The sequence below is a fragment of the Paraburkholderia sp. J69-1 genome, from assembly GCF_905220255.1.
In the GTDB taxonomy this organism is placed as follows: domain Bacteria; phylum Pseudomonadota; class Gammaproteobacteria; order Burkholderiales; family Burkholderiaceae; genus Paraburkholderia.
In genome coordinates this window covers 84,782-109,706 of the sequence record NZ_CAJMZG010000010.1, presented here as the reverse complement: position 1 = coordinate 109,706, position 24,925 = coordinate 84,782, and the positions used below count along the sequence as shown (strand labels likewise).

38 protein-coding genes and 2 tRNA genes are annotated in these 24,925 nt (G+C 61.0%); 17 read left to right on the top strand and 23 right to left on the bottom strand.

The features are described from left to right. The 13 genes from U5A67_RS19690 to U5A67_RS19630 form a co-directional block, all read right to left on the bottom strand. Positions 1 to 735 carry a terminase small subunit gene (locus tag U5A67_RS19690; RefSeq protein WP_321814591.1) on the bottom strand — a complete coding sequence of 245 codons (735 nt, stop codon included), beginning with the start codon at positions 733 to 735 and terminating at the stop codon, positions 1 to 3. A gap of 18 nt (positions 736 to 753) precedes the next feature. Beyond that, positions 754 to 1,161, bottom strand: coding sequence for a hypothetical protein (locus U5A67_RS19685; protein ID WP_321814592.1), 408 nt, complete (start codon positions 1,159 to 1,161; stop codon positions 754 to 756). Between the two features lie 10 nt (positions 1,162 to 1,171). Further along, a complete protein-coding gene (locus U5A67_RS19680) occupies positions 1,172 to 2,257 on the bottom strand; it encodes a hypothetical protein (RefSeq protein ID WP_321814593.1) in 1,086 nt (361 codons plus the stop codon). A 108-nt stretch (positions 2,258 to 2,365) separates the two neighbouring features. After that, positions 2,366 to 2,791: a DUF2829 domain-containing protein gene (locus U5A67_RS19675; RefSeq protein WP_321814594.1), complete on the bottom strand. Its 426-nt coding sequence runs from the start codon at positions 2,789 to 2,791 to the stop codon at positions 2,366 to 2,368. A gap of 25 nt (positions 2,792 to 2,816) precedes the next feature. After that, positions 2,817 to 3,065, bottom strand: a complete 249-nt coding sequence (locus tag U5A67_RS19670; protein WP_321814595.1) for a hypothetical protein — start codon at positions 3,063 to 3,065, stop codon at positions 2,817 to 2,819. A 17-nt stretch (positions 3,066 to 3,082) separates the two neighbouring features. Then, positions 3,083 to 3,550, bottom strand: a complete 468-nt coding sequence (locus U5A67_RS19665) for a hypothetical protein (RefSeq protein ID WP_321814596.1) — start codon at positions 3,548 to 3,550, stop codon at positions 3,083 to 3,085. 42 nt (positions 3,551 to 3,592) lie between these two features. Next, positions 3,593 to 3,937 (bottom strand): hypothetical protein, encoded by a 345-nt coding sequence (locus U5A67_RS19660; protein WP_321814597.1) that lies wholly within the window; start codon positions 3,935 to 3,937, stop codon positions 3,593 to 3,595. After that, entirely contained in the window at positions 3,934 to 4,350 is a 417-nt protein-coding gene (locus tag U5A67_RS19655) for a nuclease domain-containing protein (protein WP_321814681.1), read from the bottom strand. The genes U5A67_RS19660 and U5A67_RS19655 overlap by 4 nt, the downstream gene beginning before the upstream one ends. A gap of 20 nt (positions 4,351 to 4,370) precedes the next feature. Continuing rightward, complete coding sequence (locus tag U5A67_RS19650; RefSeq protein ID WP_321814598.1) at positions 4,371 to 5,036, bottom strand: hypothetical protein; 666 nt, start codon at positions 5,034 to 5,036, stop codon at positions 4,371 to 4,373. An 18-nt stretch (positions 5,037 to 5,054) separates the two neighbouring features. Further along, positions 5,055 to 6,167, bottom strand: a complete 1,113-nt coding sequence (locus U5A67_RS19645; RefSeq protein ID WP_321814599.1) for a hypothetical protein — start codon at positions 6,165 to 6,167, stop codon at positions 5,055 to 5,057. Continuing rightward, positions 6,168 to 6,464, bottom strand: a complete 297-nt coding sequence (locus U5A67_RS19640; RefSeq protein WP_321814600.1) for a hypothetical protein — start codon at positions 6,462 to 6,464, stop codon at positions 6,168 to 6,170. Further along, a complete protein-coding gene (locus U5A67_RS19635; RefSeq protein WP_321814601.1) occupies positions 6,454 to 6,981 on the bottom strand; it encodes a YmfL family putative regulatory protein in 528 nt (175 codons plus the stop codon). Before U5A67_RS19635 ends, U5A67_RS19640 begins: the two co-directional genes overlap by 11 nt. Before the next feature lie 65 nt (positions 6,982 to 7,046). Further along, positions 7,047 to 7,271: a hypothetical protein gene (locus U5A67_RS19630; protein ID WP_321959735.1), complete on the bottom strand. Its 225-nt coding sequence runs from the start codon at positions 7,269 to 7,271 to the stop codon at positions 7,047 to 7,049. Between the two features lie 95 nt (positions 7,272 to 7,366). On the opposite strand from U5A67_RS19630, the gene U5A67_RS19625 reads away from it, so the two are divergent. The 17 genes from U5A67_RS19625 to U5A67_RS19545 all read left to right on the top strand — a co-directional run bounded on the left by U5A67_RS19625 (position 7,367) and on the right by U5A67_RS19545 (position 15,979). Next, positions 7,367 to 8,092, top strand: a complete 726-nt coding sequence (locus U5A67_RS19625; protein ID WP_321959734.1) for an XRE family transcriptional regulator — start codon at positions 7,367 to 7,369, stop codon at positions 8,090 to 8,092. Next, on the top strand, positions 8,089 to 8,382 hold the full coding sequence (locus tag U5A67_RS19620) for a hypothetical protein (protein ID WP_321814604.1): 294 nt from the start codon (positions 8,089 to 8,091) through the stop codon (positions 8,380 to 8,382). The genes U5A67_RS19625 and U5A67_RS19620 overlap by 4 nt, the downstream gene beginning before the upstream one ends. Before the next feature lie 156 nt (positions 8,383 to 8,538). Next, positions 8,539 to 8,724 carry a hypothetical protein gene (locus tag U5A67_RS19615; RefSeq protein ID WP_321814605.1) on the top strand — a complete coding sequence of 62 codons (186 nt, stop codon included), beginning with the start codon at positions 8,539 to 8,541 and terminating at the stop codon, positions 8,722 to 8,724. 38 nt (positions 8,725 to 8,762) lie between these two features. Then, positions 8,763 to 9,035: a hypothetical protein gene (locus U5A67_RS19610; RefSeq protein ID WP_321814606.1), complete on the top strand. Its 273-nt coding sequence runs from the start codon at positions 8,763 to 8,765 to the stop codon at positions 9,033 to 9,035. Positions 9,036 to 9,306: 271 nt separating this feature from the next. Beyond that, positions 9,307 to 9,465, top strand: coding sequence for a hypothetical protein (locus tag U5A67_RS19605; RefSeq protein ID WP_321814607.1), 159 nt, complete (start codon positions 9,307 to 9,309; stop codon positions 9,463 to 9,465). Between the two features lie 80 nt (positions 9,466 to 9,545). Beyond that, on the top strand, positions 9,546 to 10,259 hold the full coding sequence (locus tag U5A67_RS19600; RefSeq protein WP_321814608.1) for a hypothetical protein: 714 nt from the start codon (positions 9,546 to 9,548) through the stop codon (positions 10,257 to 10,259). 74 nt (positions 10,260 to 10,333) lie between these two features. Further along, on the top strand, positions 10,334 to 10,636 hold the full coding sequence (locus U5A67_RS19595; RefSeq protein ID WP_321814609.1) for a hypothetical protein: 303 nt from the start codon (positions 10,334 to 10,336) through the stop codon (positions 10,634 to 10,636). 88 nt (positions 10,637 to 10,724) lie between these two features. Next, positions 10,725 to 11,075 (top strand): hypothetical protein, encoded by a 351-nt coding sequence (locus U5A67_RS19590; RefSeq protein ID WP_321814610.1) that lies wholly within the window; start codon positions 10,725 to 10,727, stop codon positions 11,073 to 11,075. Between the two features lie 26 nt (positions 11,076 to 11,101). Next, positions 11,102 to 11,305, top strand: a complete 204-nt coding sequence (locus U5A67_RS19585; protein ID WP_321814611.1) for a helix-turn-helix transcriptional regulator — start codon at positions 11,102 to 11,104, stop codon at positions 11,303 to 11,305. A gap of 24 nt (positions 11,306 to 11,329) precedes the next feature. Continuing rightward, positions 11,330 to 11,617 carry a hypothetical protein gene (locus tag U5A67_RS19580; protein WP_321814612.1) on the top strand — a complete coding sequence of 96 codons (288 nt, stop codon included), beginning with the start codon at positions 11,330 to 11,332 and terminating at the stop codon, positions 11,615 to 11,617. Between the two features lie 12 nt (positions 11,618 to 11,629). After that, positions 11,630 to 11,818 carry a hypothetical protein gene (locus tag U5A67_RS19575; RefSeq protein WP_321814613.1) on the top strand — a complete coding sequence of 63 codons (189 nt, stop codon included), beginning with the start codon at positions 11,630 to 11,632 and terminating at the stop codon, positions 11,816 to 11,818. A 21-nt stretch (positions 11,819 to 11,839) separates the two neighbouring features. Beyond that, positions 11,840 to 12,721, top strand: coding sequence for a hypothetical protein (locus tag U5A67_RS19570; protein ID WP_321814614.1), 882 nt, complete (start codon positions 11,840 to 11,842; stop codon positions 12,719 to 12,721). Further along, positions 12,718 to 14,040 (top strand): hypothetical protein, encoded by a 1,323-nt coding sequence (locus U5A67_RS19565; RefSeq protein ID WP_321814615.1) that lies wholly within the window; start codon positions 12,718 to 12,720, stop codon positions 14,038 to 14,040. The genes U5A67_RS19570 and U5A67_RS19565 overlap by 4 nt, the downstream gene beginning before the upstream one ends. After that, positions 14,037 to 14,297 (top strand): hypothetical protein, encoded by a 261-nt coding sequence (locus tag U5A67_RS19560; protein WP_321814616.1) that lies wholly within the window; start codon positions 14,037 to 14,039, stop codon positions 14,295 to 14,297. The genes U5A67_RS19565 and U5A67_RS19560 overlap by 4 nt, the downstream gene beginning before the upstream one ends. Continuing rightward, a complete protein-coding gene (locus U5A67_RS19555) occupies positions 14,294 to 14,668 on the top strand; it encodes a DUF4031 domain-containing protein (protein WP_321814617.1) in 375 nt (124 codons plus the stop codon). The genes U5A67_RS19560 and U5A67_RS19555 overlap by 4 nt, the downstream gene beginning before the upstream one ends. After that, on the top strand, positions 14,652 to 14,888 hold the full coding sequence (locus U5A67_RS19550) for a DUF4224 domain-containing protein (protein WP_321814618.1): 237 nt from the start codon (positions 14,652 to 14,654) through the stop codon (positions 14,886 to 14,888). Before U5A67_RS19555 ends, U5A67_RS19550 begins: the two co-directional genes overlap by 17 nt. Beyond that, positions 14,885 to 15,979, top strand: a complete 1,095-nt coding sequence (locus U5A67_RS19545; RefSeq protein ID WP_321814619.1) for a tyrosine-type recombinase/integrase — start codon at positions 14,885 to 14,887, stop codon at positions 15,977 to 15,979. Before U5A67_RS19550 ends, U5A67_RS19545 begins: the two co-directional genes overlap by 4 nt. 114 nt (positions 15,980 to 16,093) lie before the next feature. Here the strand turns inward: U5A67_RS19545 and U5A67_RS19540 are convergent. From U5A67_RS19540 to U5A67_RS19495, 10 genes are all read right to left on the bottom strand, one after another. Beyond that, positions 16,094 to 16,170 (bottom strand) — tRNA-Pro (locus U5A67_RS19540). 92 nt (positions 16,171 to 16,262) lie between these two features. Beyond that, the gene (locus tag U5A67_RS19535; protein WP_321814620.1) at positions 16,263 to 16,661 is read right to left on the bottom strand and encodes a MerR family transcriptional regulator; all 399 of its coding nucleotides are present in this window, start codon (positions 16,659 to 16,661) and stop codon (positions 16,263 to 16,265) included. Positions 16,662 to 16,806: 145 nt separating this feature from the next. Further along, positions 16,807 to 17,217 carry an integration host factor subunit alpha gene (locus U5A67_RS19530; RefSeq protein WP_027815071.1) on the bottom strand — a complete coding sequence of 137 codons (411 nt, stop codon included), beginning with the start codon at positions 17,215 to 17,217 and terminating at the stop codon, positions 16,807 to 16,809. An 82-nt stretch (positions 17,218 to 17,299) separates the two neighbouring features. Further along, positions 17,300 to 19,756, bottom strand: coding sequence for a phenylalanine--tRNA ligase subunit beta (gene pheT, locus U5A67_RS19525; protein WP_321814621.1), 2,457 nt, complete (start codon positions 19,754 to 19,756; stop codon positions 17,300 to 17,302). Positions 19,757 to 19,874: 118 nt separating this feature from the next. Further along, entirely contained in the window at positions 19,875 to 20,888 is a 1,014-nt protein-coding gene (gene pheS / locus U5A67_RS19520; RefSeq protein WP_205984873.1) for a phenylalanine--tRNA ligase subunit alpha, read from the bottom strand. Positions 20,889 to 21,136: 248 nt separating this feature from the next. Beyond that, the gene (rplT, locus tag U5A67_RS19515; RefSeq protein ID WP_004192938.1) at positions 21,137 to 21,496 is read right to left on the bottom strand and encodes a 50S ribosomal protein L20; all 360 of its coding nucleotides are present in this window, start codon (positions 21,494 to 21,496) and stop codon (positions 21,137 to 21,139) included. Between the two features lie 30 nt (positions 21,497 to 21,526). Continuing rightward, on the bottom strand, positions 21,527 to 21,724 hold the full coding sequence (gene rpmI / locus U5A67_RS19510) for a 50S ribosomal protein L35 (RefSeq protein ID WP_027793434.1): 198 nt from the start codon (positions 21,722 to 21,724) through the stop codon (positions 21,527 to 21,529). A 313-nt stretch (positions 21,725 to 22,037) separates the two neighbouring features. Further along, the gene (infC, locus tag U5A67_RS19505; protein ID WP_084068824.1) at positions 22,038 to 22,559 is read right to left on the bottom strand and encodes a translation initiation factor IF-3; all 522 of its coding nucleotides are present in this window, start codon (positions 22,557 to 22,559) and stop codon (positions 22,038 to 22,040) included. Positions 22,560 to 22,608: 49 nt separating this feature from the next. After that, positions 22,609 to 24,516, bottom strand: a complete 1,908-nt coding sequence (thrS, locus tag U5A67_RS19500) for a threonine--tRNA ligase (RefSeq protein WP_205984871.1) — start codon at positions 24,514 to 24,516, stop codon at positions 22,609 to 22,611. Between the two features lie 284 nt (positions 24,517 to 24,800). Then, positions 24,801 to 24,877 (bottom strand) — tRNA-Val (locus U5A67_RS19495). Between the last annotated feature and the right edge of the window lie 48 nt (positions 24,878 to 24,925).

Here is a 24,925-nt window from a genome sequence, read left to right as displayed (position 1 = left end):
CTATTTCGTTCCAGCATTATCGACTTTCCGACGTCCAGTCAGATCCTTGACGCGTACCTTCGGCCGCGTCAACTCCAGCTTGTCGTTGAACATTCCGAGATGTCGCCCGATGAGTTCGGCCGCCTTCGTGCGATCGCGAACCTTAGTCTCCACGCCCTCTTTCGTCTGCTTCACCCCATCGAACAGCCGCTTCGCGTCGCCGACGAGCGTGCGCGTATCGCGCAACCGCACGCGCTCGAACCCATAACCTTCGCATTCAGGGCAATCAGGGCAAGGCTCACGGTTCGCATTGAAGCCAACGCCACCAGACTCGTCGAACACGGGAAGCGCTGCCTTAGGCACCTTGGCGGCACGTGCGCGTTTCAGATCAATCGCGTGACGTCGACGTGCATCTTCCAACTCGCGCAGCGTCTTGAATTGGTAAGCGTGGCCCGCACCCCAACAATAGCGGCAGCAGCATCGCCAGATTTCAGCGATCTCGGACGCATCGGCACGCATCACCGCGGTCAGTTCGTTGAGAACCTCGTCCGCCGTCACTCTCACACGCTCAGATCGCTCAGCCATCAAGCGATTTATTTCGGCGCACACGGCGGGCCGCTGCATCAGGTTATATCCCGTCTGCCTCGCCCCGTTTTTGCTGTAGCCAGCGCGGTGAGCGGCGTTCGCCTGAGACAGATCGACGAGATACTCTTCGCAGAATCTCTGCTCGCGCGGCGTGAGTTCTCGATCAGCCATACGCACAGAACCCCGATTTCATATTTCGAACCCCGGTAGCGTAAGCGAGACCGGGCCTTCCGGCTCGCGACGGTCGCTTGTAAGCGACACCTTTTCTATAACCTGGGCGATGCCCGGGCGGAACACAGCGTCGAGCGCGGCGAATCCATCGGCGACACATGCGCGCGGCGTGCGGCTGCGCGTGACCGTCGCAGCGCTGGCAACGTAATTTGTGCGCGGCGCCACGTCGAGCGGCTTGCTCGTCACGCGGCACCACAGCGCGAGAATGGCCTCGCCGCGCCGGTGACTTGGCTCGTCGATGCCGTTGCGGTAGTTCCGAACCGCCGTCGGGCTTACGCCCAGCGCGCGAACGATGGCCGCGTCGCGCAAACCGGCGCGACGAAAATCCTCAAATACCTCGGTCCAGTCGATCACGCGCTGAGTCATAGGCGCGTCCTTATTCAGCGACGGCCGCAGCGCGGCGGCCGAGACCACCAGACGCAGCATCGAGCACGCCAACGAACGCGACCAGTTCATCGCGCGACATGTCCGCGACGGCCACGCCATTGCTCGAGCAAGCCAACCCGGCGTCGTAGTCGCCCTGATGGACCTCGCGTTCCGCCGACTGCGCGGGTTCGGCGTCCTTGGGCAAACGCATGTTGGTGAGCGTGTCGTCGAGGAACCCCACGAATGCAATCAGCTCATCGCGCGACATATCCGTCGCGTCCAGACCATGCAGTGAACATTTCAAACCGTTCGCATAGTCCTCCTGGTGCTGCGATAGCCAGTCACGGGTATCGGCATCGGTCTGGATAGCCCCCTCGGTGCCGTCGCCTTGCGATGCACTCGAAACAGACAATGAGGTGTCGCTTGCGGATTGGGACGCCGCAAGCGATGCAACGCCTTCCCCCAGCGCCGCGACCGCCGGCGCGTCAGATGCCGAGATAGACGTGTCCGAGGTCGAAATAGAGCCGCCAGGCTCGCCGATCGAAGAAGACGTCTGCGACTCCCCCGATGCGGACGCGCCAGCCTCCTGCGCGTCACCAGATGAACCAAGGCTCGATTCCTGGGTCATCTGGGTCGATGACACCACATCCGAATTCGGCGCAGTCATCGAGCCATCCAGCGCATTCTTGGCATCGGCCACCGCGCCGCTCACGTTTCCCAAGTCACCCGCGAACGCGTCCGATGCTTGTTGCGTTGAGCCATCGATCAACGTCGGTTCGGGCTGCATCGTCTCGGACGTCGACGCAGCGCCCGTAGAGGTGGATGCCTGGTTCGAAGCGTCCGTTGAAACATCCGCGACAGTAGGTGCGGTAGCCGTCAGAGCCGATTGCTCCGCATCCCCAGCGACCGCACCCGCGTTTCCCGCGTCAACTGCGCTGCCCGAGGTCAAGGCATCGCTGGCAGACGTCTCGCCCGTGGACTGCGCGCCCGACGAGGCACCACCAGCATCGTTTCCCGCAGCGGCCGCCGCGTCGTCTTCAGTAGCGAACATCGGCAACGCCGACATCAGAAGAAATTTCAGAAGTTTCGAAGGCATTTCAGTTGCTCCGTATAAAAAAGTCGATCACTTATCGAACCGCTGCACAAGCCAGACGCCCGGGGTCTTACGCGCTACAGCCGCCGCCCCAGTTCGCCGCTCCCTGAGTTATTCGACGACCATCCAATCGTTCGCGAGCGCATCGGAACCGCTCGGCGCCCACGTCGCGATCGAACCGTCGGCCGCGCGCAAATCGAGGTGCGGCCGGTAATTGATCTCGGTCCCCTCCGGATAGATGCCAAGCAGCGGCGCGCGGTTGACCCTGAACGTCGAGCCGGACACGAGGAACACGAACATGCCTTGGCCATTCCAGCCGCGCCGCGCAAGCTTCTTGCCGGCCTTCAAAAGCACGAGCGCATCGCCGAAAGTCAGGGCCTGCGCAACGCCCTCGATCGCGCGATACGCATCCTCGAACGTGTCTGCCGGCGACCAACTCGTGTACCCGTCCGAGTACTTGACTGCATAGCCATCGCGGCCATCGCGCAATTCCGGCCACGCCGTGATGATCTTCGTACCGATGTAATCCTTGGTCATGACGATTTCCTGTTGAGTGCTGCTGTCAAAGATCGCTGCCGACAGCCAAAGCCACCGGCGGCGTGGTACTTCCTACCGTCCACAACTCCACGAGCGCGCCCGCTGCGAGCGCGGCTAACTCGTCGGGCGACGGACGCCAGAACGAAACGACGTGCGGAACACCGTCCGCAACCACTCGCGTGACGGGCAATGCATCGCACGGCAGCTCGCGCTGATCCCAGCCAACGGGCGCGCCGAGAACTGCGTTATTGGAAGGGTGTTGAGTGCGTTGCATCGTCGGCGCTCCCTGCGTTATTCAGTGGTAAAGCCGGACCAATCCCTGAACGACGCCACAACCTGGCCGGCGCGCTTGAGGATCAGCGTGCCGCTCGCGGTATCCCAGGAATCAGCGACTACGTCTTCTGGAACGCCCAAGCTCATCACGCGAAACTTGCGCGATTCGGGGATTTCAAATTCGACGACAGTGCGCCGAACAACCGCCTCAGGCTCATACGTCGCGGCGAAAATGTCCGCCTTGCACGGGTAAATTTCGCCCATCACGCCGGTGATAAGCATGTCGCCGCGCTCGAAGCGCATCGAGCCTTCGAGCGTGGGGACGAGATAGCAGTCGTCGTTTTCGTGCGTGATAGCGTGGCCTGCGTATTCGAACGACCACGGAAATCCGTTCGTCAGCGGCGCGCCAGTCGCGATACCAGCCGCAACGAGTTCTTCGAACGTGATCGCCTCGATGACGACCGGCTTCTTGCGGAATCGAGCCATTGCACTTGCTCCCTAAATAGGTGACGCGGTTTTTGGCGAAAGTCAGTCAGCGTCAGTGCGCAGCTCAAGTTCGCCGGATTCAAGAAAAGGCCGGAGGGTTTTCCTGTTCTTCGAGACAAGCGCCTTGCAGCGCAGCCACGCGCCGAGATCGTCGGCGTCAAGCCACGCATCGCGCCGCGCCTCGACGCCAGCGCGCCGCGCGCGCGGCACAAAAACCTCTACCTCAACGCGTTCGTGCTCGATCGAGCCGTCCGCGCGACGAATGCGCCGAACGACGCGCGGCCGAGCCTCGTATTCGATATCGCCCGGCACATACGAGACGCGGCGATACCGGCCGTGCTCGACGGCCACGACGCTCGGCACTTCGCAGGTGAGCATCGGCATCATGTGGCGGACTCCAGTGCGGCAAGCTTCGCCGCGCGGACCGGCGCCCAGCGCTCAAAAGCCGAATCCCAAACGCCGAACTTCGCCTCGCGCGGCGCCGCTCCCTGGTCAATCCACGCGTGGCAAGCCTGGCAACCCGGCACCGTGAACTCGTGCGCCGCCTTGATGCCCATGCCTTTACCGTGGCGCGCCTGGTTCGAATGGCACGGCACGACCGACTCTGAACAATGCGAGCACACACCGGCGACGCGCAGATAGCACTGCTCGCCACGGCACGCATCCAGATAACGTGAGCCTTCGGCAATCGTCGGCTTACGCGTGCGGCGCTTCATCGGCGCCGAGCGCGCGATTGGCGTGCGCGACGACAGGCTGTTGAACGGGCAATCCGGCTTACGTTTGAAGCCGGTGCGCTTCATGGGCGTTTTGCGCGACAGCATCAGTTCACCCTCCCGCTCGCCGCCATCTGGATGCGCATGTGCGCGAACGGATCGAGCGTTCCAGCGCGCAAACGCTTTTTAAGCCGCTGATCGCGGCAAGACTCACGCGAGGTTTTACGGGCAGGCCGCGGCGCGTCGCGGCCCGCGCCAAGTTCCCACGCTGCGCTGCGCTTACCCGTGAGGGGATCGCGAGGCCAGTCACCGATATGGACTTCAGCCCGGCGACGCTCGATCGCCTTGGTGACCGAATTGATAGACGCGCCAGCCCGCTCAGCCAACTGTGCGACCGTCAAACTTTCCTTGGCGAGGGACTGCTCGATCGAAGCCCAGACCCACGAGCGGCCCACGCGGCCGGTGGTGTGCTTGACGCGGATTCCCAAGCGGTACGCCTCGCCCTTGATTGCGGCATAGGTGCGGTTCGGCAACAGATCGCGCGCGGCGGCTTTGATCGATTTGCGGCCCGCGTACACGACGCGAAGCGCAGCGCGCTCCTGTTCGGACCAGTCCGTCGCACCGCGAAAGCTCAACCCGCGCTTCGAGGCGAACGTTTTGAGCGCGTAGAGCGTGCGACCCGGAAACCGATGCAACTGCTCGGAAAGCACCATCCCGCTGTCGCTGATCAGCTTCAGCTCCGCAATCTCTTCTTTGGACCACCGCGTACCCATAATCCCCTCGCAAATCCGTTAAAAGTCGGCCGGCAAGACGTCGGCAAGAAATTCGCAGACCTGTGCAAAGCGCACGTTGCCGCGCCAGTACTGCAAAACGTGATCGATCCATGGGCCACGGCCAGAAGCCTTTGCAACACGGACGAGAAACTCGGGCGTCGATTCGTGCGACCGACGCTCGACGCGCACGCGCCGGCCCTGCGCGCCGATGTCCGCGTCACCGCCGGTCCACCAGTCCGCGCTCGCGCTGGTCGTCGTCGTCGAAGTCGAGGTCTCGGCCATCACTTCGGCCACGAAGCGGCCGAGGAAAGAGGCGTAGATCGGACGGCTATCGGCGGCCTTTTCGCGACGCTTGGCGGCGCGGCGCGCGGCTTCGCGGACCTGGGCGGCCGTAACGCCCTTGCCGACCCACGTGAGCACCAGCACGCGGTCGGCCACCGGATCGACTTCGACGTTGGTGAGGGTTTTCAGGAGTGCCAACAGGTTCGCTTCTGCGTCCGGCGCTGCGATGCCGGGTTCGTCGTCTGCGTTTTCCTCATCGGCAGCAGCGGCAGCAGAGTTATCCACAGGCGGCGTCGCGCGCGCTGCTGCTGCTGTAGTCTCTGAAGTAATCTCTGCAGTAATCTCTGTACCGTTAACGGGATGGGAATCTCCCATGCCGCGGGACGGGTTTTCACCATCCGGCGGCATGGGTTTTTCCACTCCCGCGAACTGGTCTTTGTCCATCTCCCGAGATGGACTTTTACCATCTGGGGATATGGACTTTTCCAACTTGGCCGGACCGCGTTTTCGACGCACGCGCACAGGCGGATCACCTGACAAAAGACGCTCGAGCGCGTCATCGTCGATACGGAAATAAGTGCGATGTTCGATGCGCTTCGCCGTCTCGATGAGCACGCCGCAATCACGCAGCTTGGCGCGCGCCGCGCGCTGCTCTTCGTAGGACAGCCCCGTCTCAGCCTGCAGCTCCTCAACGGTCTTGTGCACGCCCAGCGCGCTCGTCGCCTTGTCCTGCCAATAGAAGATCTGGCAGAAAAGCACGGACGCGTTGACGCCGCCCAGGTAGCGGCTCAAATAGGGGTAATAGGCGATCGGCCGCCCGAGTTCGCGGAGAACGTCAGCCGCGCGCATTCAATGCCCACACGGAAGGTCGGCGCCGATCCGCTTCGCGGTGCCGCACGAGAGGCAGAGCAGCGGAGCCTCAAACACAGCGCCCTCGAGCGCGGGTAAGATCCAGCGCGTCGCAAATGCGGCGACGTCAACATCGAGGTCGGAGGCGGAAAGAAAAAGGCTGGCGCCGCCGCCAGCCCAGTCAAGCTGCACATGCGTGGTATGCCCGTCGACAGAACGCACGCGAGCGCGCGAATCCTCGTCAGCGGGCAGCTGGTCCGCCAGCGCGCGGCCAATCATGATTTCATCAAGCGGCACTCTCACGCCCTCCTGCACGACCGCCAGCCACGTCGGCGACGCTGCGCAGCGCGTGAGCACCAGCGGCTTCGTCCTTGCAATAGATGCGGAATGTAAGCGCCAGAAGCTCCTGGATGCAGCGGTGCATTTCGTCCGCCAGCCGCAAGAGGTCTGAGCGCTCGCGGGCATCCACTTCGCCATCCTCGATAGCTTCCGAGTGACGACGGCTGAGACGGCCGAACGCGTCAAGCAGCTGCTGGAATTTCGCGAGGAGTTCGTCCTTGTCGAGTTCGCCGATTTCGGGGTGCGCGAAGAACGAACCGCCCGAGCGCACCGCGATGGCTTCAGCGAAAAGCGTGGTGCCGGTAAGCGACTGCATCGCAAGCGCGTGCTCGATGGTCACCGACTGCCCCTTCACCTCGTAAATGCGGTTCTGGAGAGCCGACGCAGTCAGCCCGAGCGCGGCGGCCATCGCATCAGCGCCGCCGTCAAACCTCTTGCACATCGCCTGATAGGCGCCCCGCAAACTTGAATTCATAGAACGACCCCTGTTTTCTGTGGTTTTTCTTGATTCGTCGGTTGATTAACATCCAACTAACGAAATCAAACGACGGCCTGCTCACCTGCCGCCTCGAACTCATCGAGACGAGCGAAATAATCGGCGAGCGCTTCGATCTTGCTGACAGCCGGATCCTTGATCTGGCCTTGGCCGATCTTGCGGATCGTCGAGATCGAAATGCCGGAGCCCTTCGCAACGTCGGGCCAACGCCCGCGCGTCTCCGACAGGCGACGGCGCACGAACACGCTCGGTTTTTCGGTACGGACCATTTTCGGACCTCTGTGACAGTTTCACCGAGTATAGACCGTTTATGGCTATTCACACAAGCCACATAGGGCCGTCGATGCAATCCATAATTGGCTACATGAAAGAGCAACCGAAAACGATCGTCGGTAAGCAGCTGTCCAGCCTCATGGAGTCGGTCCCTTCACTTGGGACCCAACAGAAGCTGGCGGCCAAAACGGGGATCGGACAAACCACAATTGGCCGCATCAGACGGGGTGAGGTAAACGCAACGCTCGACAATCTGAAACGGATTGCCGAGGCCTTTAATGTGCCGGTAAGCTACCTGTATGGAGAGACGGACGTTCACGGCCTGACGCCAGAAGAACGCGCCGTAGTTCTGTCACGTACAGAAAAAGAGATCCTTGAGCCAAACGTCGCCCAAGGACCGGACATTCGAGGAAAACTGCCGTTGATTTCGTGGGTGCAAGCTGGGAACTGGACCGAAGTAATCGATAACTTCGCACCAGGTGACGCCGAAGACTGGATACCGTGCCCTTTCAATCACGGTCCCAACGCCTTCGTTCTTCGTGTTGTCGGCGAAAGCAACTATGACCCCACCGGGCCAAAGTCCTACGCGCCCGGCGACTTCATCGCCGTGGATCCCGCGCGCGAGCCAACCAACAGGAGCATGGTCGTCGTCCGTGTCGATCACGAGGACAAGGCCACATTCAAGCAACTGCTCATGGATGACGACGGGACGATGATGCTCAAGGCACTCAACCCGAACTGGCCCCAGCGGATCTTCGCAATGCCCAAAGGCTCGCGGATCGTGGGCATCGTCATCGGAAAGTGGATACCAGAATGAAACTCCCGCGCTCCCGGACCAGACAACAGCGCGCCGCATGGATCGGCGTGATTGCGTCCGGCGCGGCCGCGGCGCTGGCGTTCGCCGGCGCACTCCACTTCAGCATCAATGCCCCACTGGCAGACGCGTGGTTCGGGGCATTCATCCCCGAATATCAAGCTGGCTGGGCTGGCGGACTAGGGCGTGTCGCCGAGATCGGCCTCGCCGTCTCAATCGTTTTCCTTCTAATCGGCGCCGGGCTCGGCCGCTCCATCAGGTCGGTTTTCCAATGGGTGGGCCGCGGCGAATAAGCGGCCACCACGACACACAACGATCCACGCTGCGGCGTGGATTTTTTTCGCCCTCGAAAATATCAGACCGTAAATGGCTTGACACATCATCCATAGATGGCCTATCGTTCTAGCCATAGACGGTCTGAACGTCTCAACCTTCGAGCGAAAAGCACCATGGCCACGCAACAGATCGACGCACTCTTCGCCTTTGAACTGAAAGAGCGAATCCTGGCTGCGCTCGCACTGCACCTGAACAGCCGCACCGACGAACTGCGCCGCAGCATCAACGCGATGTGCCGCGCGCTTTACGAGGCGACCGGCGAGGTCTTCTCGTGCGGTCAATTCGTCAAGGTCGCCTGACGCCCGCCCGGTCCACCACAAAAAGAACGAGGAACCAAGTGGAAATCTTCACTCTGACCGATCCGCGCGACTTCGGACGATCGTTTTCAGAATGCACCGATGCCGAGCTGCTCGCGTCGTTCATCAGCGCGAACGCTTGCGTCGACGCGATCCGCGAACTCAAGCGCCGCGGCTTCACCGAGCGCAACGCCCAGTTCATCACGGCCGAACTGAACGACGGCGCGACGCACATGCTGCGCGAACTCGCGCGGCGCGGCATCGATCCCGACACGAAGTTCCACTTCGCTGGCGCGGCCACTTTCGGACGATAGACCATGCGCAACCTTCCTGACTGGTTTCCGCTCGCGATCCTCGGCCTGCTCTACCTGGCCGCTTCCGGTATCGCGCCTCCCATCGAAATGATCATGGGCCTCGTCAAATGAAAGAGCTTCTTTTTCAGTGGATTCGCGCAGCGATTATCTGCACCCTGCTCGCGTTCCTCATCGGTGCCGTGCACCAGTACGGCGGAAATGAAATCGCACGCGCAGGCGGCTTCTGGCTCATGCGCTAAACCTTCAACACGTTCCCGTAAAGGCTCACCTGATGTTGATCATCGTTTGGGTTTTATTAGCAATCCTCATAGAGATGGTGCTTGCCGTGGGGCTCGGGAAGATTCTGAAACGCGCCGCCCAGCAGTCGCGGCCCGTCGACGAGACGTTGCAACACCACGACAGCGAGCCGTATGCACGCTGGTACGAGTAACCCCTCGCCGAGTTGCGCAAATCGTGTTAGCCGGCGCCAATATGGGCCGTTCTTTTTTAAAAAGAGAAATGGAGCGATAAATGGAACAACTTCAAAGCGCAGTAAATGCGGCCTTCTCCAACGTGGTCGCGTCCGGCGTCATCGAGAAGGCTATCGAAGAGCAACTGACAAAGTGCGTCACGTCGATAATTAATGATCATCTCAGATCGTATTCGGACTTCGGTAAGCAGCTCGAAAAGGCAGTTGAAAGTGCACTTAAGGTCGATTTCGATAACCTCGGATTGCCTGGCTACAACGATCTGATCTTGAAAATCATCCGTGCGCAAGTCGCTCAGCACACAAGCGGCAGCATTGCGGGACAAATCGAAGAGCAGATGAAAGAGCTGCTCGCTCCAGCGCCAGCGGAGATAAAGTTATCGACGTTGGTCGAAGAGTTCATCAAAGACGCACACGACGAAATCGGGTGCTCATGCGATTCGCCCGATCGCATTACGCTTGTCGTGCGCGACGGCACGGACGGCGGCCGCTATTCGACGCTCAAAGACTTCTATCACATCTATCTGGATGCTCAGCCGGATAAAGAGCACTACCGGTGCGCCTACAGAATAGCCGTGCATGACGGTCACGTGTACAGCGTCACGATCGACGAAAAAGACCCGAGTAAGACTTTTTTCGTTGGACCAGTACGAGGCTTCGATAAGCGCGTCTTCCAGCTTTACGCTGCGAAGTCAAAGCTCATCGTCGACGGCAACGAAGACGACATCAACACCTACTACCCCGGTCACGACGACTGATCAATCGCTCCAGCCGCTGCTGATAGCTGCGGCTTTGAGGGCGCAGCCCCGGCCCTTCTTTTTCGAGATCAATCATGACTGCGATTCTAAAACCTTATCTCGTGACGCTCGAAGTGACCGCAGTGGTGATGGCCGAGGATGCCGACCACGCTTTCAACGTCGCAAAGCTCGAGCGGCGTGAAATCTGTTCCGACACGGACATGACCATTCTCGTCGGCAGCGAGGTCACGAGCGAGGAGGACTTGTCGCGTCATGACTGGAGCGGCGATGCGCTCCCGTACGGCGGCGACGGGCGCGCCAGACTGCGCGACATCCTCGCAGCGCTGGACGCATTGAAAGATCGCGACAACAAAACCATCGACATGTTCGGCGGATGACCATGCCGATGCGCGCCATCCCGGCAGTACTCGCAGTCACGCGCCGCAGCAGTCCGCAAGCAGCTTGAACCCCAAACCTGAGATCGCCATGACCACCCAAATCGACATCGAAGCACTCAGCAAGACCGAACGCAGCATCCTCCTGTACGCCGAAACCGTCTGCGTCGACTACGGCGGCCTGCTCGACGCGCAACGCATGAACAGCGATGACCTCGAAGCGCTGCGCAAATTCCAAGCTGCCGGGATTCTGTCGTTCGGTCGAATTCCTTCTTGGGTGCTCGACGAGGTTCGAACCGATAGCCGTCGTCCGATGTACTGGATCACGTTCGCCGACGCGGCATGGAAGCTTGCTCACGCACTGCGCCGCAAGCGCTCCGAAAAAGCCAGTGTGTCGCGTGCGAAGGTCGACGCGGCGCTCGCTGAAAAAGCGGCGGCCTGAACCCCAACCGATTGAGTGAGACGAGCATGAGCGACATTCGGCATCAACTACGCGATCTGAGAATCAAGGAAGGCGTCACGCAATCCGATCTCGCAAAATCCGTAGGGCTAAATAGAACCTCGATTACGAACATCGAGTCGCTGCGACAGACCTTGACGATGGATAACCTGGTCTGCATCGCTGATGCGCTCAACTATCGCGTCGAGATCAAATTCGTCAAGCGGCGCTGACCCACCACTAAAGCAGAGACGCATATGAGCGATACCAAACTCTGGATGCTCCACATCCAAGGCCCTGACGACGTGGTTGGCGCGCCGTCGAAAGACGACGCCGAGAAAGTGGCGGCAGCGTTCAACAAAATCCACGGCGAGTATCTGGCGCGCAAGCGTGCCGAGACGGCCGCAGCCGGCGGCGATCCTGACAACTGGCCGACCGTCGTGGCAGTCGTCGCTGAGTGGGATAGCACGGCCGCAGCGCACGCCAAAAGCGTGAAGAAGTACTGGCCCGAGTACGCCGAGTATCTGGCGACTCCCGCGGCATAACGCGAAGCAGCCATGAACGACCGCGAGCTGCACATCCACATGGCGCGCGTACACCTGATGCACGCACGCGTGTCGCGGCATCACCCAGGCTGGCACGCAACGCTCCTGCGCTGGGCGGCAGACCGCCGAAACCGCGCCGCGTATGTGCAGCCGGCCATCGAACAACCGCAGGGCCCGGCGCAACTTGACCTGTTCGCCTGACCCACTCACGAGGATTGAACCATGGATGCAAAGCAAATCGCTGCTGATCTCGAAAGCGAATATATGGCGGTCGCAAACGGCGACAAGAAGCCCGCAAAGATTGCGCTGGAGCCGATGGTGCGCGCCGTTGAGGAATTGCGCCGTCTCGCCGCTCTCCCTTCCGATGCAGCGCAAGCGCCGCTAACCAATGATCAGCGCAACGTGATCATTGACTTGATCAATTTGGCTCGGGAAGCGTACAACGCGCTGGATGACAGCGAAGAGCGCGAAGGCGACGATGGGCGCGAGCACGTCGTCAATTCGGTTTGCTTCGATTTCGTCTGCAATGCACTGGAGCGCCTTGAGCAACTGCCTGACGACAAGCCAGGCGAAACGCTCGCTGCGGCGGGAAAAGCAGAGTGGGCATTGCGCCACCTTCTCGCCGCTCCCGTCGCGCCGGCTGCGGCAGCGCCGAGCGAGGATGCCTACGTGGCGCAGCGCATGAGCGAAACGCTGGCCGAAGTCTGGGCAACCATCATGGGCGACGATGCGCAGCCGGAAGATGAATCGCTGAACGCCGTCGAGCGCGTGAAGAAAGCCGCCCAGGTGCTGCGCCTCGAAGTTGACCTGTACCGCGCGCAGCGTGAGGAAGTAGCAGCGCCGATCCCTCTTCTCGCGGCAGACCATAGAGGAATTCGCGTCGACTATTCCGGAATGCTCGGGGGCGCCCAGCGCGCAATGACTCGCGGCTATCAGGAAACGGGCCTCGCGGAAATGCTGCGCCAGTTCAAAGAGCATCTCACGGAGCTGGGCAAGCGCTGGTATGCCGGCGATACGTCAGTAGTCGATGAACTGCTGCAACTCTATTGCATCGAGAAGGACGCGCGCGACGCACTCGTCGCAGCATCGGGAGCCGCACAATGAGCAACGAAAACAAGCAGCCCGACGAGCGCGCGGCGTTCGAACGTGATTATGTGGCCGTATGGAACAAGGCGCTCACTGACGCAGGCTGGACGGCCGCTCACACGATCGACGATGTTAAGGATCTGCGTGAAGGCGATACCTACGGCGAGGGCCGTGATTACCTCAATGGGCGCTGGGAAGGATGGCAAGCCCGCGCCACCCAGCAAGCCACTATGTGCCCTGCTTGTGGCGGAAATGATGCGGATATGCCCTGCGCATTCCCTAGAGGTGGTCAGCCCGGATGCCCGCGTGACGCTCGCTTGGGACGAAACACCCAGCAAGCCACTAAGGGCGATGAGCGGGCAGCGTGCCCGAGCTGCGGCGGAAGTCAATCGACGTGGAAATGCACCTGCGACCCGATTTGGCCTGGTTACAACGGCGAGTTTTCAGCAACTGGCGTTGCTGAAGTCGATCGCATCGTGAATAGGCTGATGTCTAGCGATCCGCAGTTTGACGATTGCGCCGATGCCGCGGACTTGATTCGCAGGCTCGTAAAGGAGCACCAAGACCTGGCCGGTGAGCTTCGATCTGCTATCGCCACCCCCCCTTCCCCCGTCGCGGGAAGCGCAGGGCAAGCGCCGTTGACCGACGAGCAGCGAGCGGCACTGAAGCACCTTGTCGCGCGCGGATCGACGTTCCCGGATCACAACGGTAGAAGCGGCAGCACATCGCGCGTCGACTACGCACATCTTCAGGTGGCCGCGAAAGTCCTCAGCAGCATTCTCGCCGCCCCCACCGCACCCAGCTTGACGACTGATGCAGGGGCGTTGACTAATGAGCGGATCAACGCAATGTGGGATCAGGTCAACGATGCGCGAGGCCATGCGCGGGCTGATCGCAGCGTATCTGTCGCCGTACAGTTCGCTCGCGCCCTGCTCGCCGCCCATCCCACCGAGCAGCGCCCCGATCCCAGCGACATTCAAGGCTGGGCCGTCACAGTCAACGTCAACACCGTCGACATTCTGACGATCGGGCACAACAGCCTAAGCGGGATCGACAATATCAGCGACTTCGCCGAGGTCGTGCGCAACTGCGCGAAGCATCTGATGGGATTCATCGGCGACGACCGCACCGAGCAGCGCATGAGCGACGCCGCGCGCGAGTGCGAATGGACTTACGACGATGTCGATTTCAAGTGGGATTCGGCATGCGGCGAAAGCTGGGTATTCAACGACGACGGCCCTGTCGAGAACAAGGTGAGGTTTTGCCACGGCTGTGGTGGCCGCGTGACGATCGCCGCCCGCAAAGCCGAGATCGAGCGCAGCGGAGGTGGAGCGTGAGCAACGTCGAGCAATTGCCCGTCAAGGCCACGAGCGACAGGCCCGCGCCAAAACGCATCATGCGGCCTTGCGAATACGGAATGTGGAATGCCGTCAAAGACATGGAAACGCAGATGGGCACCGTCGAGGCATACAACCGCCTGTGCGATTGGGCGCAAACGCTGAAAGCGAAGATCGACGCCGGGAAGGCCGAGCAGCAAAACCGGCTGTTCGCGACCGATCCCAATTGGATCTATCCGGCCGGAGGCGATCGATGACCGTCTACGTCGACGACATGCGCGCCGCCTACGGGCGCATGGTGATGTGCCACATGATCGCGGACACCGACGACGAGTTGCACGCGATGGCAGACGCTATAGGCGTGGCGCGCCGCTGGCACCAGAAGCCCGGCACCGCGCGCAGCCACTACGACATCGCATTGAGCAAGCGCGGCGCAGCCGTCATGCGCGGGGCTGTCGAAATCACGTGGCGCCAGGCGGGCGCGATGACTGCACGCCGCGCGTCGACCGGGGAACTCGGGCCAGCAGACGAAGCACTCGACTGGCTCGCCGCCAGCCGGTCCGCCAGCACGGCGTCGGCACCCGATCAATTTCAACTCAGCGAGGATCCAAATGGCCGCCGTACTTGACCAGCCGCTTGAGCTGACCGAAGACGAGATCGTTCGCATGACGGGCTACCGGCGCGCGGGCAAGCAGATCGAGACCTTCAAGGAACTGGGCATCCCCGCACGTAAGCGCATCGATAACACCGTGCTCGTGCTGCGCGTGCACTGCCTCTACCCTGTTGCGTCGCCCGAACGGACGGCGCACGATAAGCCGAAACTGAAGCCGATCGCCCGAAAGAAATGAACAGACGTCGCAAAACTCATCGTGGCATGCCGCGCCGGGTCTATCCGCGGCACGGTGCCTATTACTTCTACGCGCCCGAGCCGATGCGCAACCCGTGGACCGGGAACATGCAGCGGTGGATTCGCCTGTGCTCGATCGAAGAAGGCGAGCCGGAGATGTACACGAAGCTGGGCGAGCTGATCGGCAACAAGAAAATGGTCGACGGCACGATGCCAAGCCTGTGCGAGGACTGGAAAAGCCAGAAGCTGGAGCGCTACAGTGAAGAGGTGCAGGCCGAGTACCGCCGCATGGCCGACGTTATCGCGACCGCCTTCGAGGACTACACGGTTGTCCAGGTGACCACGAAGGACTGCGCGGATTTCCTGCGCGACAACTTCAAGACGAAGCGCAACTCCGCCGTCAAATACGCGAACATCCTGCGCAAAATGTTCCGGTACGCAATTAGCGAGCGCGGTTTCCGGCAGGACAACCCGTGCGACCAACTCGACCTGACCGACTACCAGACGAAACGCCGCGAGTATCTGCCCGCGCACGCGATGGTCAAGGCGATCCGCGACGCGGCGCTTACTGGCAAGGACGGCTTGCCGACGGAATCAGGGCCGATGTTCCTGTGCATCGTGGACATGACCTATCTGGTGTGGCAGCGCGCGATCGACGTCCGCATGCTGCTGGAGACACAGATCGGGCCGACCTCAATCCGGTTCAAGCCGTCCAAGACCGCCAGCAGCAGCGGCAAGGTTCTGGACGTCGAGATCACGCCGCAGATTCGCGCAGTGATCGAGCGCGCCAAGTCGATCAAGCGCAAGTACGGCGTCATCAGCCCGTACCTGTTCCCCACCCAGAAAGGCGGACCGTACTCGAAGACCGGGCTGCATTCGATGTGGCGCCGCGCGAAAGAACGCGCGAAGGTGACGGACGGGATTCAGTTCAAGGACCTGCGTGCGCTCGGCGCGACGGACGCGGCGAAAGCAAAGGTTGATCGCTCCGAGATCCAGACGCGCCTGGCGCACACGAGCCGGAAAACGACCGAGATCTATATCAAGGAAGCAATCCCGGAAGCGTCGTCACTCGATCTAAAATTGCCCTGGTGAACGCTATGAGTATTAGACGAGTGTCTAATATTCTGTCTAAAAAGTGCTGTACGTACGCACACGTTGACGGAAAAGAAAAAACCCGCACAGCCAATTACTGTGCGGGTTCTATTCTGGTCGGGGCGAGAGGATTTGAACCTCCGACCACCTGCACCCCATGCAGGTACGCTACCAGGCTGCGCTACGCCCCGAGAGCTAGAAAGTATAACAGACCCTTTTGCCGATTTGAATGCCTGAATTGCAATTCGTCGGAAAGAATCTTTGCCGATGCCAGGACAAGCGATCAACGCCCCAGCAGATCGATCACATGCAGCAACTCCTTGCGCAACTGATCGACATCGACGTTGGCCATATTGCCTTCGCACACCGCGGCATCTTCTACTTCCGCCGCTGCGTCCTCTTCCACCACCGCACCGTGCGAGTCGAGACGGTTGCGCGCGCCATTGATCGTGAAGCCTTGCTCATAGAGCAGTTCGCGAATGCGCCGGATCAGCAGGACTTCATGATGCTGGTAATAGCGCCGGTTGCCGCGTCGCTTCACCGGCTTCAACTGCGTGAACTCCTGCTCCCAATATCGCAGCACATGGGGCTTCACGCCGCACAGCTCGCTCACTTCGCCGATCGTGAAGTAGCGCTTGGCGGGTATCGGAGGCAAGACGACCTTTTCGATTGTCGATGTCATCGCCGGGTTGCCGTCGTGGTGGTTGCGCAAAGTGGCGTCGCCGCCAGAGTCCGTTGTTGCCAGTCACGCCCGCTGCAAATCACCCGTGCGGGCGCGCGCGGGTCGTCCCGCGCATGATGCCTTGATCGATCGCTTCCTGGGTCAATCAGCGCGGGAAGCTTGCCTCGGCGCCGCTTTCCACCAGCGCCTTGAGCTTCTGGCTTGCGTGGAACGTAACGACGCGGCGCGCAGCGATAGGAATCGCTTCGCCGGTCTTCGGGTTGCGGCCCGGGCGTTGCGGCTTGTCGCGCAACTGAAAATTGCCGAAGCCGGAGAGCTTCACGCTGTCGCCGCCTTCGAGCGCGTCGCGAATCACTTCGAAGAACGCTTCGACCATATCCTTGGCTTCGCGTTTGTTGAGCCCGACGTTGTCGAACAGCAGTTCCGCGAGTTCAGCTTTGGTCAGCGTGGGCGTATCGTTCGCGGCGCTCGCCGACGAGGCAGGTATGTCGCGAATCATGGCGCTACGCTGTGCCGCGAGAAGGGCTTCGAAATCACTCGAGTTCATTTCGTTCATCTATCTTTGAAATGGCGCGCTTCCGGTTGCCAGGTCCTGCACAAACCGGAAGCCTATGTCGGTCAGGTGATAAGCCGCAGGCTTATCCGCGCAACCGGGCGCCAAACACTCGAGCCAGGCGATCCATCAGGGACTTGATGGCCGCATCGACCGTTTCGTCCTGAAGGGTTCCGCCAGTATCTTGCAGGGTCACCCGGAAGGCAAGGCTTTTCTCGTCCGCGCCAAGTCCGGAAGTGTTTGATTTTGCACGAAATTCATCGAACAACGCAACCCTCTGGACAATCCGCGCAGGCTCGTCCTGGATGCCCTTGTGCATCTCGTCGAGCAGCGCCTGGACCTCGATCTTCTGATCGACGACCACTGCGATATCGCGTCGCACCGGCGGGAATTTCGACACTTCCGTCGGCGTCGGCAGCTCGCGCGCCATCAGCGCATCGGCTTCGATTTCGAACAGGATCGGTGCGTGCGGCAGATCGTACTTCTGCATCCAGCGCGGATGCAGCTCGCCAATCCAGCCCACAGCACGGCCATCGACTTCCACGCGTGCGCTGCGTCCCGGATGCAGCGCGGGATGCTCGGCCTTCACGAAACGCGGCGTCTTTGTCGCGCCGAGATTCGCAAACAGCGCTTCGAGATCGCCCTTCACGTCGAAGAAGTCCACGCCGCGCGATTGCGCGCCCCACTGCTCGTCGAGCGCGGGACCGTACGCGAGTGCGCCGATCATCTTCGGTTGTGCGAAACCTTCCACCGTCATCTCGCTCGCCTTGATCGCCGGATCATGCAGGAACACACGACCCGCTTCGAACACGCGCACGCGGTCCGCACGGCGGTTGAGGTTGTGGCGCAGCACGTTGATGAGGCTGCCGAACAGCGTCGTGCGCATCACCGAAAGCTGGCTCGCGATCGGGTTCAGCAGCTTGACCGGATTGCTGTTGCCCGCGAAATCCTGCTCCCACTGGGCATCGACAAAGCTGAAGTTGATCGTTTCAGCGTAGTCGCGCGCAGCGATCGCGTGACGGATCGCGTGAATCGAGCGGCGCGTTTCGTTGGTCGCGCGCATTTCGCTGCGCGCCACCGGCGGCTGTGCCGGAATCTTTTCGACGCCGTAAATACGCGCGACTTCTTCGATCAGGTCTTCTTCGATTTCGATGTCGAAGCGGTACGGCGGCGGCGTGACGCTGAAGCTCTCGTCACCCGCGTGGTCGACGCTACGTTCGAACGTGAGACCCAGACGCGTGAAGATCTCCGCGATTTCATCGGCGCCAATCTTCACGCCGATAATGCGGTTCGCACGCGCAACGCGCATCTTCACCGGCGCGCGGTTCGGCACGTTCACGGTCTGGTCGTCGACCGGGCCGGCTTCGCCGCCGCAGATGTCGAGGATCAGTTGCGTGATGCGTTCGATATGCTCGACCGTCGTCGACCAGTCCACGCCGCGCTCGAAACGATGACCTGCATCGGTCGAGAAGTTGTAGCGGCGCGAGCGGCCACGAATCGCATCCGGCCACCAGAAAGCGGCTTCCAGATAGATGTTTTTCGTGTCGAGCGTCACGGCCGTGCTGTCGCCGCCCATGATGCCCGCGAGGCTTTCGATCTCGCGCTCGTCGGCGATCACGCCCACGGTTTCATCGACTTCGACGGTATTGCCGTTGAGCAGCTTGAGCTGTTCGCCCTGCTTGCCCCAACGCACATCCATCGAGCCGTGGATCTTGTCGAGATCGAACACGTGCGACGGGCGGCCCAGTTCGAGCATCACGTAGTTCGAGATGTCGACCAGTGCCGAAATGCTGCGCTGGCCCGAACGCTCGAGGCGCTCGACCATCCACATCGGCGTCTTCGCATGCGCATTCACGCCGCGAATCACGCGACCCGAGAAGCGGCCGCACAGATCCGGCGCCGAGATCTTCACGGGCAATGTTTCGTTCAGCTTGACATCGACCTTCGGGAACACGGGCGCCTGCAGCGGCGCGCCGGTGATCGCGGCGGTTTCGCGCGCGACGCCGTACACCGAGAGGCAATCGGCCTTGTTCGGCGTGAGCTTGATTTCGAAGATGGTGTCGTCGAGGTTCAGCGCTTCGCGGATGTCCTGACCGATCGGTTGATCTTCCGGCAGGATCATCAGGCCGCTGTGGTCTTCCGAGAGCTTGAGCTCGCGTGCCGAGCACAGCATGCCCTGGCTTTCCACGCCGCGCAGCTTCGAGAGCTTGATCGCGAACGGCTTGCCGCCTTCTTCGGCGGGCGGCAGTTCAGCGCCGACCAGCGCCACGGGCACCTTGATGCCGGGCGCGACGTTGGGCGCGCCGCACACGATCTGCAGCGTCGCACCGGTGCCGGCATCGACCTGACAGACGTTGAGTTTGTCCGCGTCCGGGTGCTTCACGACTTCGAGCACACGGCCCACGACGATCTTCGTGGTGGGCGGCGCGGCCGGACGCAGGCCTTCGACTTCGAGGCCGGCCATCGTGAGCGCGTGGGCGAGTTCATCGGTCGTGAGCTTCGGATCGACAAAGCTTCTCAGCCAGGATTCGGGGAATAGCATTTGGTTTTACGTTCCAGACAGATTGTGACCGTCGCGAAGCGGGTTCTCGCGCACTGCGTCGAGTGCTGCGTCCGCTTCGCGCCCTGCGGGCGAAATGTCGCTGCGGTGTCGCTTCGGCTTAAGCGAACTGGCGCAGGAAGCGCAGATCGCCTTCGAAGAACAGGCGCAGATCCTGCACGCCATAACGCAGCATCGTCAGGCGTTCGAGGCCGCTGCCGAACGCAAAGCCGATATAGCGCTCCGGGTCCAGACCCATGTTGCGGATCACGGTCGGATGCACCTGGCCCGAGCCCGAAATTTCGAGCCACTTGCCGGCGTTCTTGCCGTGCTCGAACATCATGTCGATTTCCGCCGACGGTTCCGTGAACGGGAAGTACGACGGACGGAAGCGCACCTGGATGTCGTCGCGCTCGAAGAACTTCTTCAGGAAATCCGTATAGACGCCCTTCAGATCCGCGAAGCTGATGTTCTCTTCGATCCACAGGCCTTCGACCTGGTTGAACATCGGCGAGTGCGTGGCGTCGCTGTCCACGCGATACGTGCGGCCCGGCACGATCACCTTGATCGGCGGCGTGTGGGTGCGCGCGTAGCGCACCTGCATCGGGCTCGTGTGCGTGCGCAGCAGCAGCTGACGGCCATCGGCGTCCTTGCCGTCCACGTAGAACGTGTCCTGCATCGAGCGCGCCGGATGGTTTTCCGGGCTGTTCAGCGAAGTGAAGTTGAACCAGTCGGTTTCGATCTCGGGACCGTCGGCCACGTCGAAGCCGATCGAGCCGAAGATCTGCTCGACGCGTTCCCACGTCTGCATGACCGGATGCAGGCTACCCGTGCCCGTGCCGCGGCCCGGCAGCGTGACGTCAATCGCCTCGGAGGCGAGACGCTGGTTCAGGAGCGCATCGGCAAGCGCCTGGCGGCGCGCGTTCAGCGCGGCTTCCACCTGTTGCTTGACGGCGTTGATGCGCGCGCCCTCGGTCTTGCGCGTTTCCGCGTCGAGCTTGCCAAGACCCTTGAGCAGCTCGGTCAGCGCGCCCGACTTGCCGAGAAAACGAGCCTTCTCGTTTTCAAGCGTGTTGACGTCGGGGGCGGAAGCGAAAGCGGTTTGCGCGTCGGCGACAATCTGGTCCAGATCCATTGATCCCATCTTTTCAGCGTCAGTGTTTGAGACTTGAGCGGTGCCTTGCCCGGGGTGCGAATGCGAGTGTTACGCACGATCGCGACGACATGAAGGCACGGCATGAGGCGGCGTGGCCGCTTGCAGCATGGCAAGCGCGCAGGAAGCGCTTCACCAACAAAAACGGGGCTCGGTGAGGAGCCCCGTTTTTGTTGCAGCAGCACCGAAACAACCGGACGCTGCTGCAACGAACCTGCGCAATACCCGACTTAGGCAGCGACGGCGGCCTTCACCTGCTTGACGATCGCAGCAAATGCAGCCTTGTCGAACACAGCCATGTCAGCCAGGACCTTACGGTCGAGTTCGATCGAAGCCTTCTTCAGGCCGTTGATGAACACGCTGTAGGTCATGTCGTGCTGACGCACCGCTGCATTGATACGCGTGATCCACAGTGCGCGGAACACACGCTTCTTGTTGCGGCGATCGCGATAGGCGTATTGGCCTGCGCGCATGACCGCCTGCTTGGCGATGCGATAGACGTTATTGCGACGGCCGCGGTAACCCTTGGCCAGGTTGATGATCTTCTTGTGGCGGGCCCGTGCGGTAACCCCACGTTTGACTCGAGGCATGAGTAGCTCCTATGAGTTGTCGGTTGAGGATTACGCGAACGGCAGCATTGCGCGCACGGACTTCAGATCGGAATCATGAACGGCCGTTGCACCACGCAGATGACGCTTGTTCTTGGTGGTCTTCTTGGTCAGGATGTGACGCTTGAAGGCTTGACCGCGCTTGACGGTACCACCCGGACGAACCACAAAGCGCTTTGCGGCGCTTTTCTTGGTCTTCATCTTGGGCATGACAAAAACTCCATTTATTTGATGGACATGGGTGTGCGGCTGGCTCCCGCGCACGGCTTGCGCCTTGCGTTTTTGCCCTCATACCGCCCTTCGAAACCCACTCCACTTGTTTTCGCAACTGGCAGCTCTAAAAAGACAAGCTGCCGTCGCTTTCAGGAAAAGCGCCGCCTGCCGCACTTTCGTGCAGCGCGCGGGCGCCATTTCCGGAACCTGCTGCATGCCTGCGCGCACGGACACCCGCGCGCGAGACATCGAGAACTGCTTGAATCGCCGCGCAGTGCAAAGGTGCAAGCACCTCACACTGCGCGCCGGATCACTTCTTCTTCTTCGGCGAGAGCACCATGATCATCTGGCGCCCTTCCATCTTCGGCATCTGCTCGACCTGACCGACTTCTTCGAGGTCGGTGCGCAAGCGCTCGAGCATGCGCATACCGATTTCCTGGTGAGCCATTTCGCGGCCGCGGAAACGCAACGTGATCTTCGTCTTGTCGCCTTCATCGAGGAATCGGATGAGATTGCGCAGCTTGACGTTGTAATCGCCGTCGTCGGTACCCGGGCGGAACTTGACTTCCTTGACCTGGATGACCTTTTGCTTGAGCTTGGCTTCGTGCTGCTTCTTCGATTCCTGGTACTTGAACTTGCCGTAATCCATCAGGCGGCACACGGGCGGCACTGCCTGGGGAGCAATTTCAACCAGATCGACGTCTTGCTGTTCCGACATGCGGAACGCATCTGCCAGCTTTACGATGCCGAGCGGCTCGTTCTCGATTCCGACGAGACGCACCTCGGGTGCAGTGATTTCACCGTTGATGCGATGCGACTTATCCGTAGCGATGTTACGTTTCCTCTAAAAATTAAAAAAACGAGCCGCGCTGCCAGGTGGCTTACTTGAACGAACTGACGTCCTGCGCCAGACGCTCAGCGAATGCGTCGACGGGCATCACACCCAGGTCGACACCGCCACGGGCACGCACGGCTACCGTTTGTGCTTCACGCTCTTTGTCACCGACAACCAGCAGGTACGGGACCTTCTCAAGCGTGTGCTCGCGTATTTTATAGCTAATTTTCTCGTTGCGCAAATCGGCCTGCACTCTAACCCCTTGTTTTTGCAACGATTGGGTCAGATTAGCGGCATATTCGGCCTGACTTTCCGCGATATTCATCACAACGACCTGCACCGGAGCCAGCCAGGACGGCATTGCACCAGCATGGTGCTCGATCAGAATACCGAGGAAACGCTCCATCGAACCGAGGATTGCACGGTGCAGCATGATCGGGCGACGGCGGCTGTTGTCTTCCGCCACGTACTCGGCGCCAAGGCGCTCCGGCAAGACCATGTCGAGCTGGAGCGTGCCGCACTGCCACGAACGGCCGAGCGCATCCTTGATGTGGTATTCGACCTTCGGACCGTAGAACGCGCCCTCGCCCGGCAGCTCTTCCCACTGCAGGCCGCAGGCCGTCAGCGCTTCGCGCAGGCCCTGTTCGGCGCGATCCCACGTCTCATCCGTCCCCGCGCGCGAATCCGGGCGCAGCGACAGCTTGATGTCGATGTGCTCGAAGCCGAAATCCTTGTAGATGCTCATCGCCAGCGTGTTGAAGGCGATCGATTCCGCAATGATCTGGTCTTCCGTACAGAAGATGTGCGCATCGTCCTGAACGAAACCGCGCACGCGCATCAGACCGTGCAGCGCGCCCGATGCCTCGTTGCGGTGGCACGAACCGAATTCCGCGTAACGCAGCGGCAGGTCGCGGTACGAACGCAGGCCGTGGTTGAACACCTGGACGTGGCCCGGGCAGTTCATCGGCTTGACGGCGTAGTCGCGCTTCTCCGACTCCGTCGTGAACATGTTTTCACGATAGTTCTGCCAGTGACCCGACGCTTCCCACAGCGAGCGGTCCATGATCATCGGCGTCTTGATTTCGTCGTAGCCCGCGACGCGCAGACGCGCGCGCATGTACTGCTCGACCTGCTGCCAGAGCGTCCAGCCCTTCGGATGCCAGAACACCATGCCCGGCGACTCGTCCTGCATGTGGAACAGGTCGAGTTGCTTGCCGAGCTTGCGGTGATCGCGCTTTTCGGCTTCTTCGAGGTTGTGAAGATAGAGTTCCTGATCTTCCTTCTTCGTCCAGGCCGTGCCGTAGATACGCTGAAGCTGCTCGTTCTTCGCATCGCCGCGCCAGTAGGCGCCTGCGACCTTCATGAGCTTGAAGACCTTGAGCTTGCCGGTGGACGGCACGTGCGGGCCGCGGCACAGGTCAGTGAAATTGCCGTGCGAGTACAGCTTGATGTCCTGATCGCCCGGAATCGACTCGATGATCTCGGCCTTGTACTTCTCGCCGATGCTCTTGAAGTAGTCGACCGCATCGCCGCGCGAAACGACGCGGCGCGTGACCTGCTCGTCCTTCTTCGCGAGTTCCTGCATGCGCTTTTCGATCTTTTCCAGATCTTCGGGCGTGAAGGGACGGCTGTAGGCGAAATCGTAGTAAAAACCGTTGTCGATGACCGGCCCGATCGTGACCTGCGCTTCCGGGAACAGTTCCTTGACCGCGTAGGCCAGCAAGTGCGCCGTGGAGTGACGGATGATGTCGAGGCCGTCGGCGTCCTTGTCCGTGACGATGGCCAGCGATGCGTCGTGATCGATCAGCGTCGACGTATCGACCAGTTCACCGTCGAGCTTGCCGCCGAGCGCCGCTTTGGCAAGGCCGGCACCAATCGAAGCCGCCACTTCGGCGACCGTGACGGGGTGATCGTACTGTCGAACCGAACCGTCGGGCAGACGTATCGCAACCATGTTTTTCTCCAGAAGTGCCGCGTGGCACGTCGTATCGTTCGTGGAAGATTGTGGGTAAAGCTTCCCCGCGAAAACGTCGCGGCGAAAAAAAATGCGGCCCCGCTTTCGAGGGGCCGCATTCACTTTTCAAACCAGATTGCAGGGCGAAAGAGGTCCTCGACTAGCGTCGCTCCGAAGTAGTTTCGGTCAACGTTCGCGGTGTCATAACCGTATTCGCCTTAAGCGCTGAGCGCCTTACTGCTATGAAGCCCCGATGCAACAACACACCGCGACTTCGATTTCGTTGGTAGGCTCGATTGGACTCGAACCAACGACCCCCACCATGTCAAGGTGGTGCTCTAACCAGCTGAGCTACGAGCCTGAAGAAGCAAGACTATATGACACTTTCGCGAAGTTGGCAAGCGCTTTT

Excerpts from the sequence above, each read along its gene's own strand:
- U5A67_RS19690 (WP_321814591.1), bottom strand. The coding sequence starts at position 735 with ATGGCTGATCGAGAACTCACGCCGCGCGAGCAGAGATTCTGCGAAGAG.
- U5A67_RS19685 (WP_321814592.1), bottom strand. The coding sequence starts at position 1,161 with ATGACTCAGCGCGTGATCGACTGGACCGAGGTATTTGAGGATTTTCGT.
- U5A67_RS19680 (WP_321814593.1), bottom strand. The coding sequence starts at position 2,257 with ATGCCTTCGAAACTTCTGAAATTTCTTCTGATGTCGGCGTTGCCGATG.
- U5A67_RS19675 (WP_321814594.1), bottom strand. The coding sequence starts at position 2,791 with ATGACCAAGGATTACATCGGTACGAAGATCATCACGGCGTGGCCGGAA.
- U5A67_RS19670 (WP_321814595.1), bottom strand. The coding sequence starts at position 3,065 with ATGCAACGCACTCAACACCCTTCCAATAACGCAGTTCTCGGCGCGCCC.
- U5A67_RS19665 (WP_321814596.1), bottom strand. The coding sequence starts at position 3,550 with ATGGCTCGATTCCGCAAGAAGCCGGTCGTCATCGAGGCGATCACGTTC.
- U5A67_RS19660 (WP_321814597.1), bottom strand. The coding sequence starts at position 3,937 with ATGATGCCGATGCTCACCTGCGAAGTGCCGAGCGTCGTGGCCGTCGAG.
- U5A67_RS19655 (WP_321814681.1), bottom strand. The coding sequence starts at position 4,350 with ATGAAGCGCACCGGCTTCAAACGTAAGCCGGATTGCCCGTTCAACAGC.
- U5A67_RS19650 (WP_321814598.1), bottom strand. The coding sequence starts at position 5,036 with ATGGGTACGCGGTGGTCCAAAGAAGAGATTGCGGAGCTGAAGCTGATC.
- U5A67_RS19645 (WP_321814599.1), bottom strand. The coding sequence starts at position 6,167 with ATGCGCGCGGCTGACGTTCTCCGCGAACTCGGGCGGCCGATCGCCTAT.
- U5A67_RS19635 (WP_321814601.1), bottom strand. The coding sequence starts at position 6,981 with ATGAATTCAAGTTTGCGGGGCGCCTATCAGGCGATGTGCAAGAGGTTT.
- U5A67_RS19630 (WP_321959735.1), bottom strand. The coding sequence starts at position 7,271 with ATGGTCCGTACCGAAAAACCGAGCGTGTTCGTGCGCCGTCGCCTGTCG.
- U5A67_RS19625 (WP_321959734.1), top strand. The coding sequence starts at position 7,367 with ATGAAAGAGCAACCGAAAACGATCGTCGGTAAGCAGCTGTCCAGCCTC.
- U5A67_RS19620 (WP_321814604.1), top strand. The coding sequence starts at position 8,089 with ATGAAACTCCCGCGCTCCCGGACCAGACAACAGCGCGCCGCATGGATC.
- U5A67_RS19615 (WP_321814605.1), top strand. The coding sequence starts at position 8,539 with ATGGCCACGCAACAGATCGACGCACTCTTCGCCTTTGAACTGAAAGAG.
- U5A67_RS19605 (WP_321814607.1), top strand. The coding sequence starts at position 9,307 with ATGTTGATCATCGTTTGGGTTTTATTAGCAATCCTCATAGAGATGGTG.
- U5A67_RS19600 (WP_321814608.1), top strand. The coding sequence starts at position 9,546 with ATGGAACAACTTCAAAGCGCAGTAAATGCGGCCTTCTCCAACGTGGTC.
- U5A67_RS19595 (WP_321814609.1), top strand. The coding sequence starts at position 10,334 with ATGACTGCGATTCTAAAACCTTATCTCGTGACGCTCGAAGTGACCGCA.
- U5A67_RS19590 (WP_321814610.1), top strand. The coding sequence starts at position 10,725 with ATGACCACCCAAATCGACATCGAAGCACTCAGCAAGACCGAACGCAGC.
- U5A67_RS19585 (WP_321814611.1), top strand. The coding sequence starts at position 11,102 with ATGAGCGACATTCGGCATCAACTACGCGATCTGAGAATCAAGGAAGGC.
- U5A67_RS19580 (WP_321814612.1), top strand. The coding sequence starts at position 11,330 with ATGAGCGATACCAAACTCTGGATGCTCCACATCCAAGGCCCTGACGAC.
- U5A67_RS19575 (WP_321814613.1), top strand. The coding sequence starts at position 11,630 with ATGAACGACCGCGAGCTGCACATCCACATGGCGCGCGTACACCTGATG.
- U5A67_RS19570 (WP_321814614.1), top strand. The coding sequence starts at position 11,840 with ATGGATGCAAAGCAAATCGCTGCTGATCTCGAAAGCGAATATATGGCG.
- U5A67_RS19565 (WP_321814615.1), top strand. The coding sequence starts at position 12,718 with ATGAGCAACGAAAACAAGCAGCCCGACGAGCGCGCGGCGTTCGAACGT.
- U5A67_RS19555 (WP_321814617.1), top strand. The coding sequence starts at position 14,294 with ATGACCGTCTACGTCGACGACATGCGCGCCGCCTACGGGCGCATGGTG.
- U5A67_RS19550 (WP_321814618.1), top strand. The coding sequence starts at position 14,652 with ATGGCCGCCGTACTTGACCAGCCGCTTGAGCTGACCGAAGACGAGATC.
- U5A67_RS19545 (WP_321814619.1), top strand. The coding sequence starts at position 14,885 with ATGAACAGACGTCGCAAAACTCATCGTGGCATGCCGCGCCGGGTCTAT.
- U5A67_RS19535 (WP_321814620.1), bottom strand. The coding sequence starts at position 16,661 with ATGACATCGACAATCGAAAAGGTCGTCTTGCCTCCGATACCCGCCAAG.
- U5A67_RS19530 (WP_027815071.1), bottom strand. The coding sequence starts at position 17,217 with ATGAACGAAATGAACTCGAGTGATTTCGAAGCCCTTCTCGCGGCACAG.
- pheT (WP_321814621.1), bottom strand. The coding sequence starts at position 19,756 with ATGCTATTCCCCGAATCCTGGCTGAGAAGCTTTGTCGATCCGAAGCTC.
- pheS (WP_205984873.1), bottom strand. The coding sequence starts at position 20,888 with ATGGATCTGGACCAGATTGTCGCCGACGCGCAAACCGCTTTCGCTTCC.
- rplT (WP_004192938.1), bottom strand. The coding sequence starts at position 21,496 with ATGCCTCGAGTCAAACGTGGGGTTACCGCACGGGCCCGCCACAAGAAG.
- rpmI (WP_027793434.1), bottom strand. The coding sequence starts at position 21,724 with ATGCCCAAGATGAAGACCAAGAAAAGCGCCGCAAAGCGCTTTGTGGTT.
- thrS (WP_205984871.1), bottom strand. The coding sequence starts at position 24,516 with ATGGTTGCGATACGTCTGCCCGACGGTTCGGTTCGACAGTACGATCAC.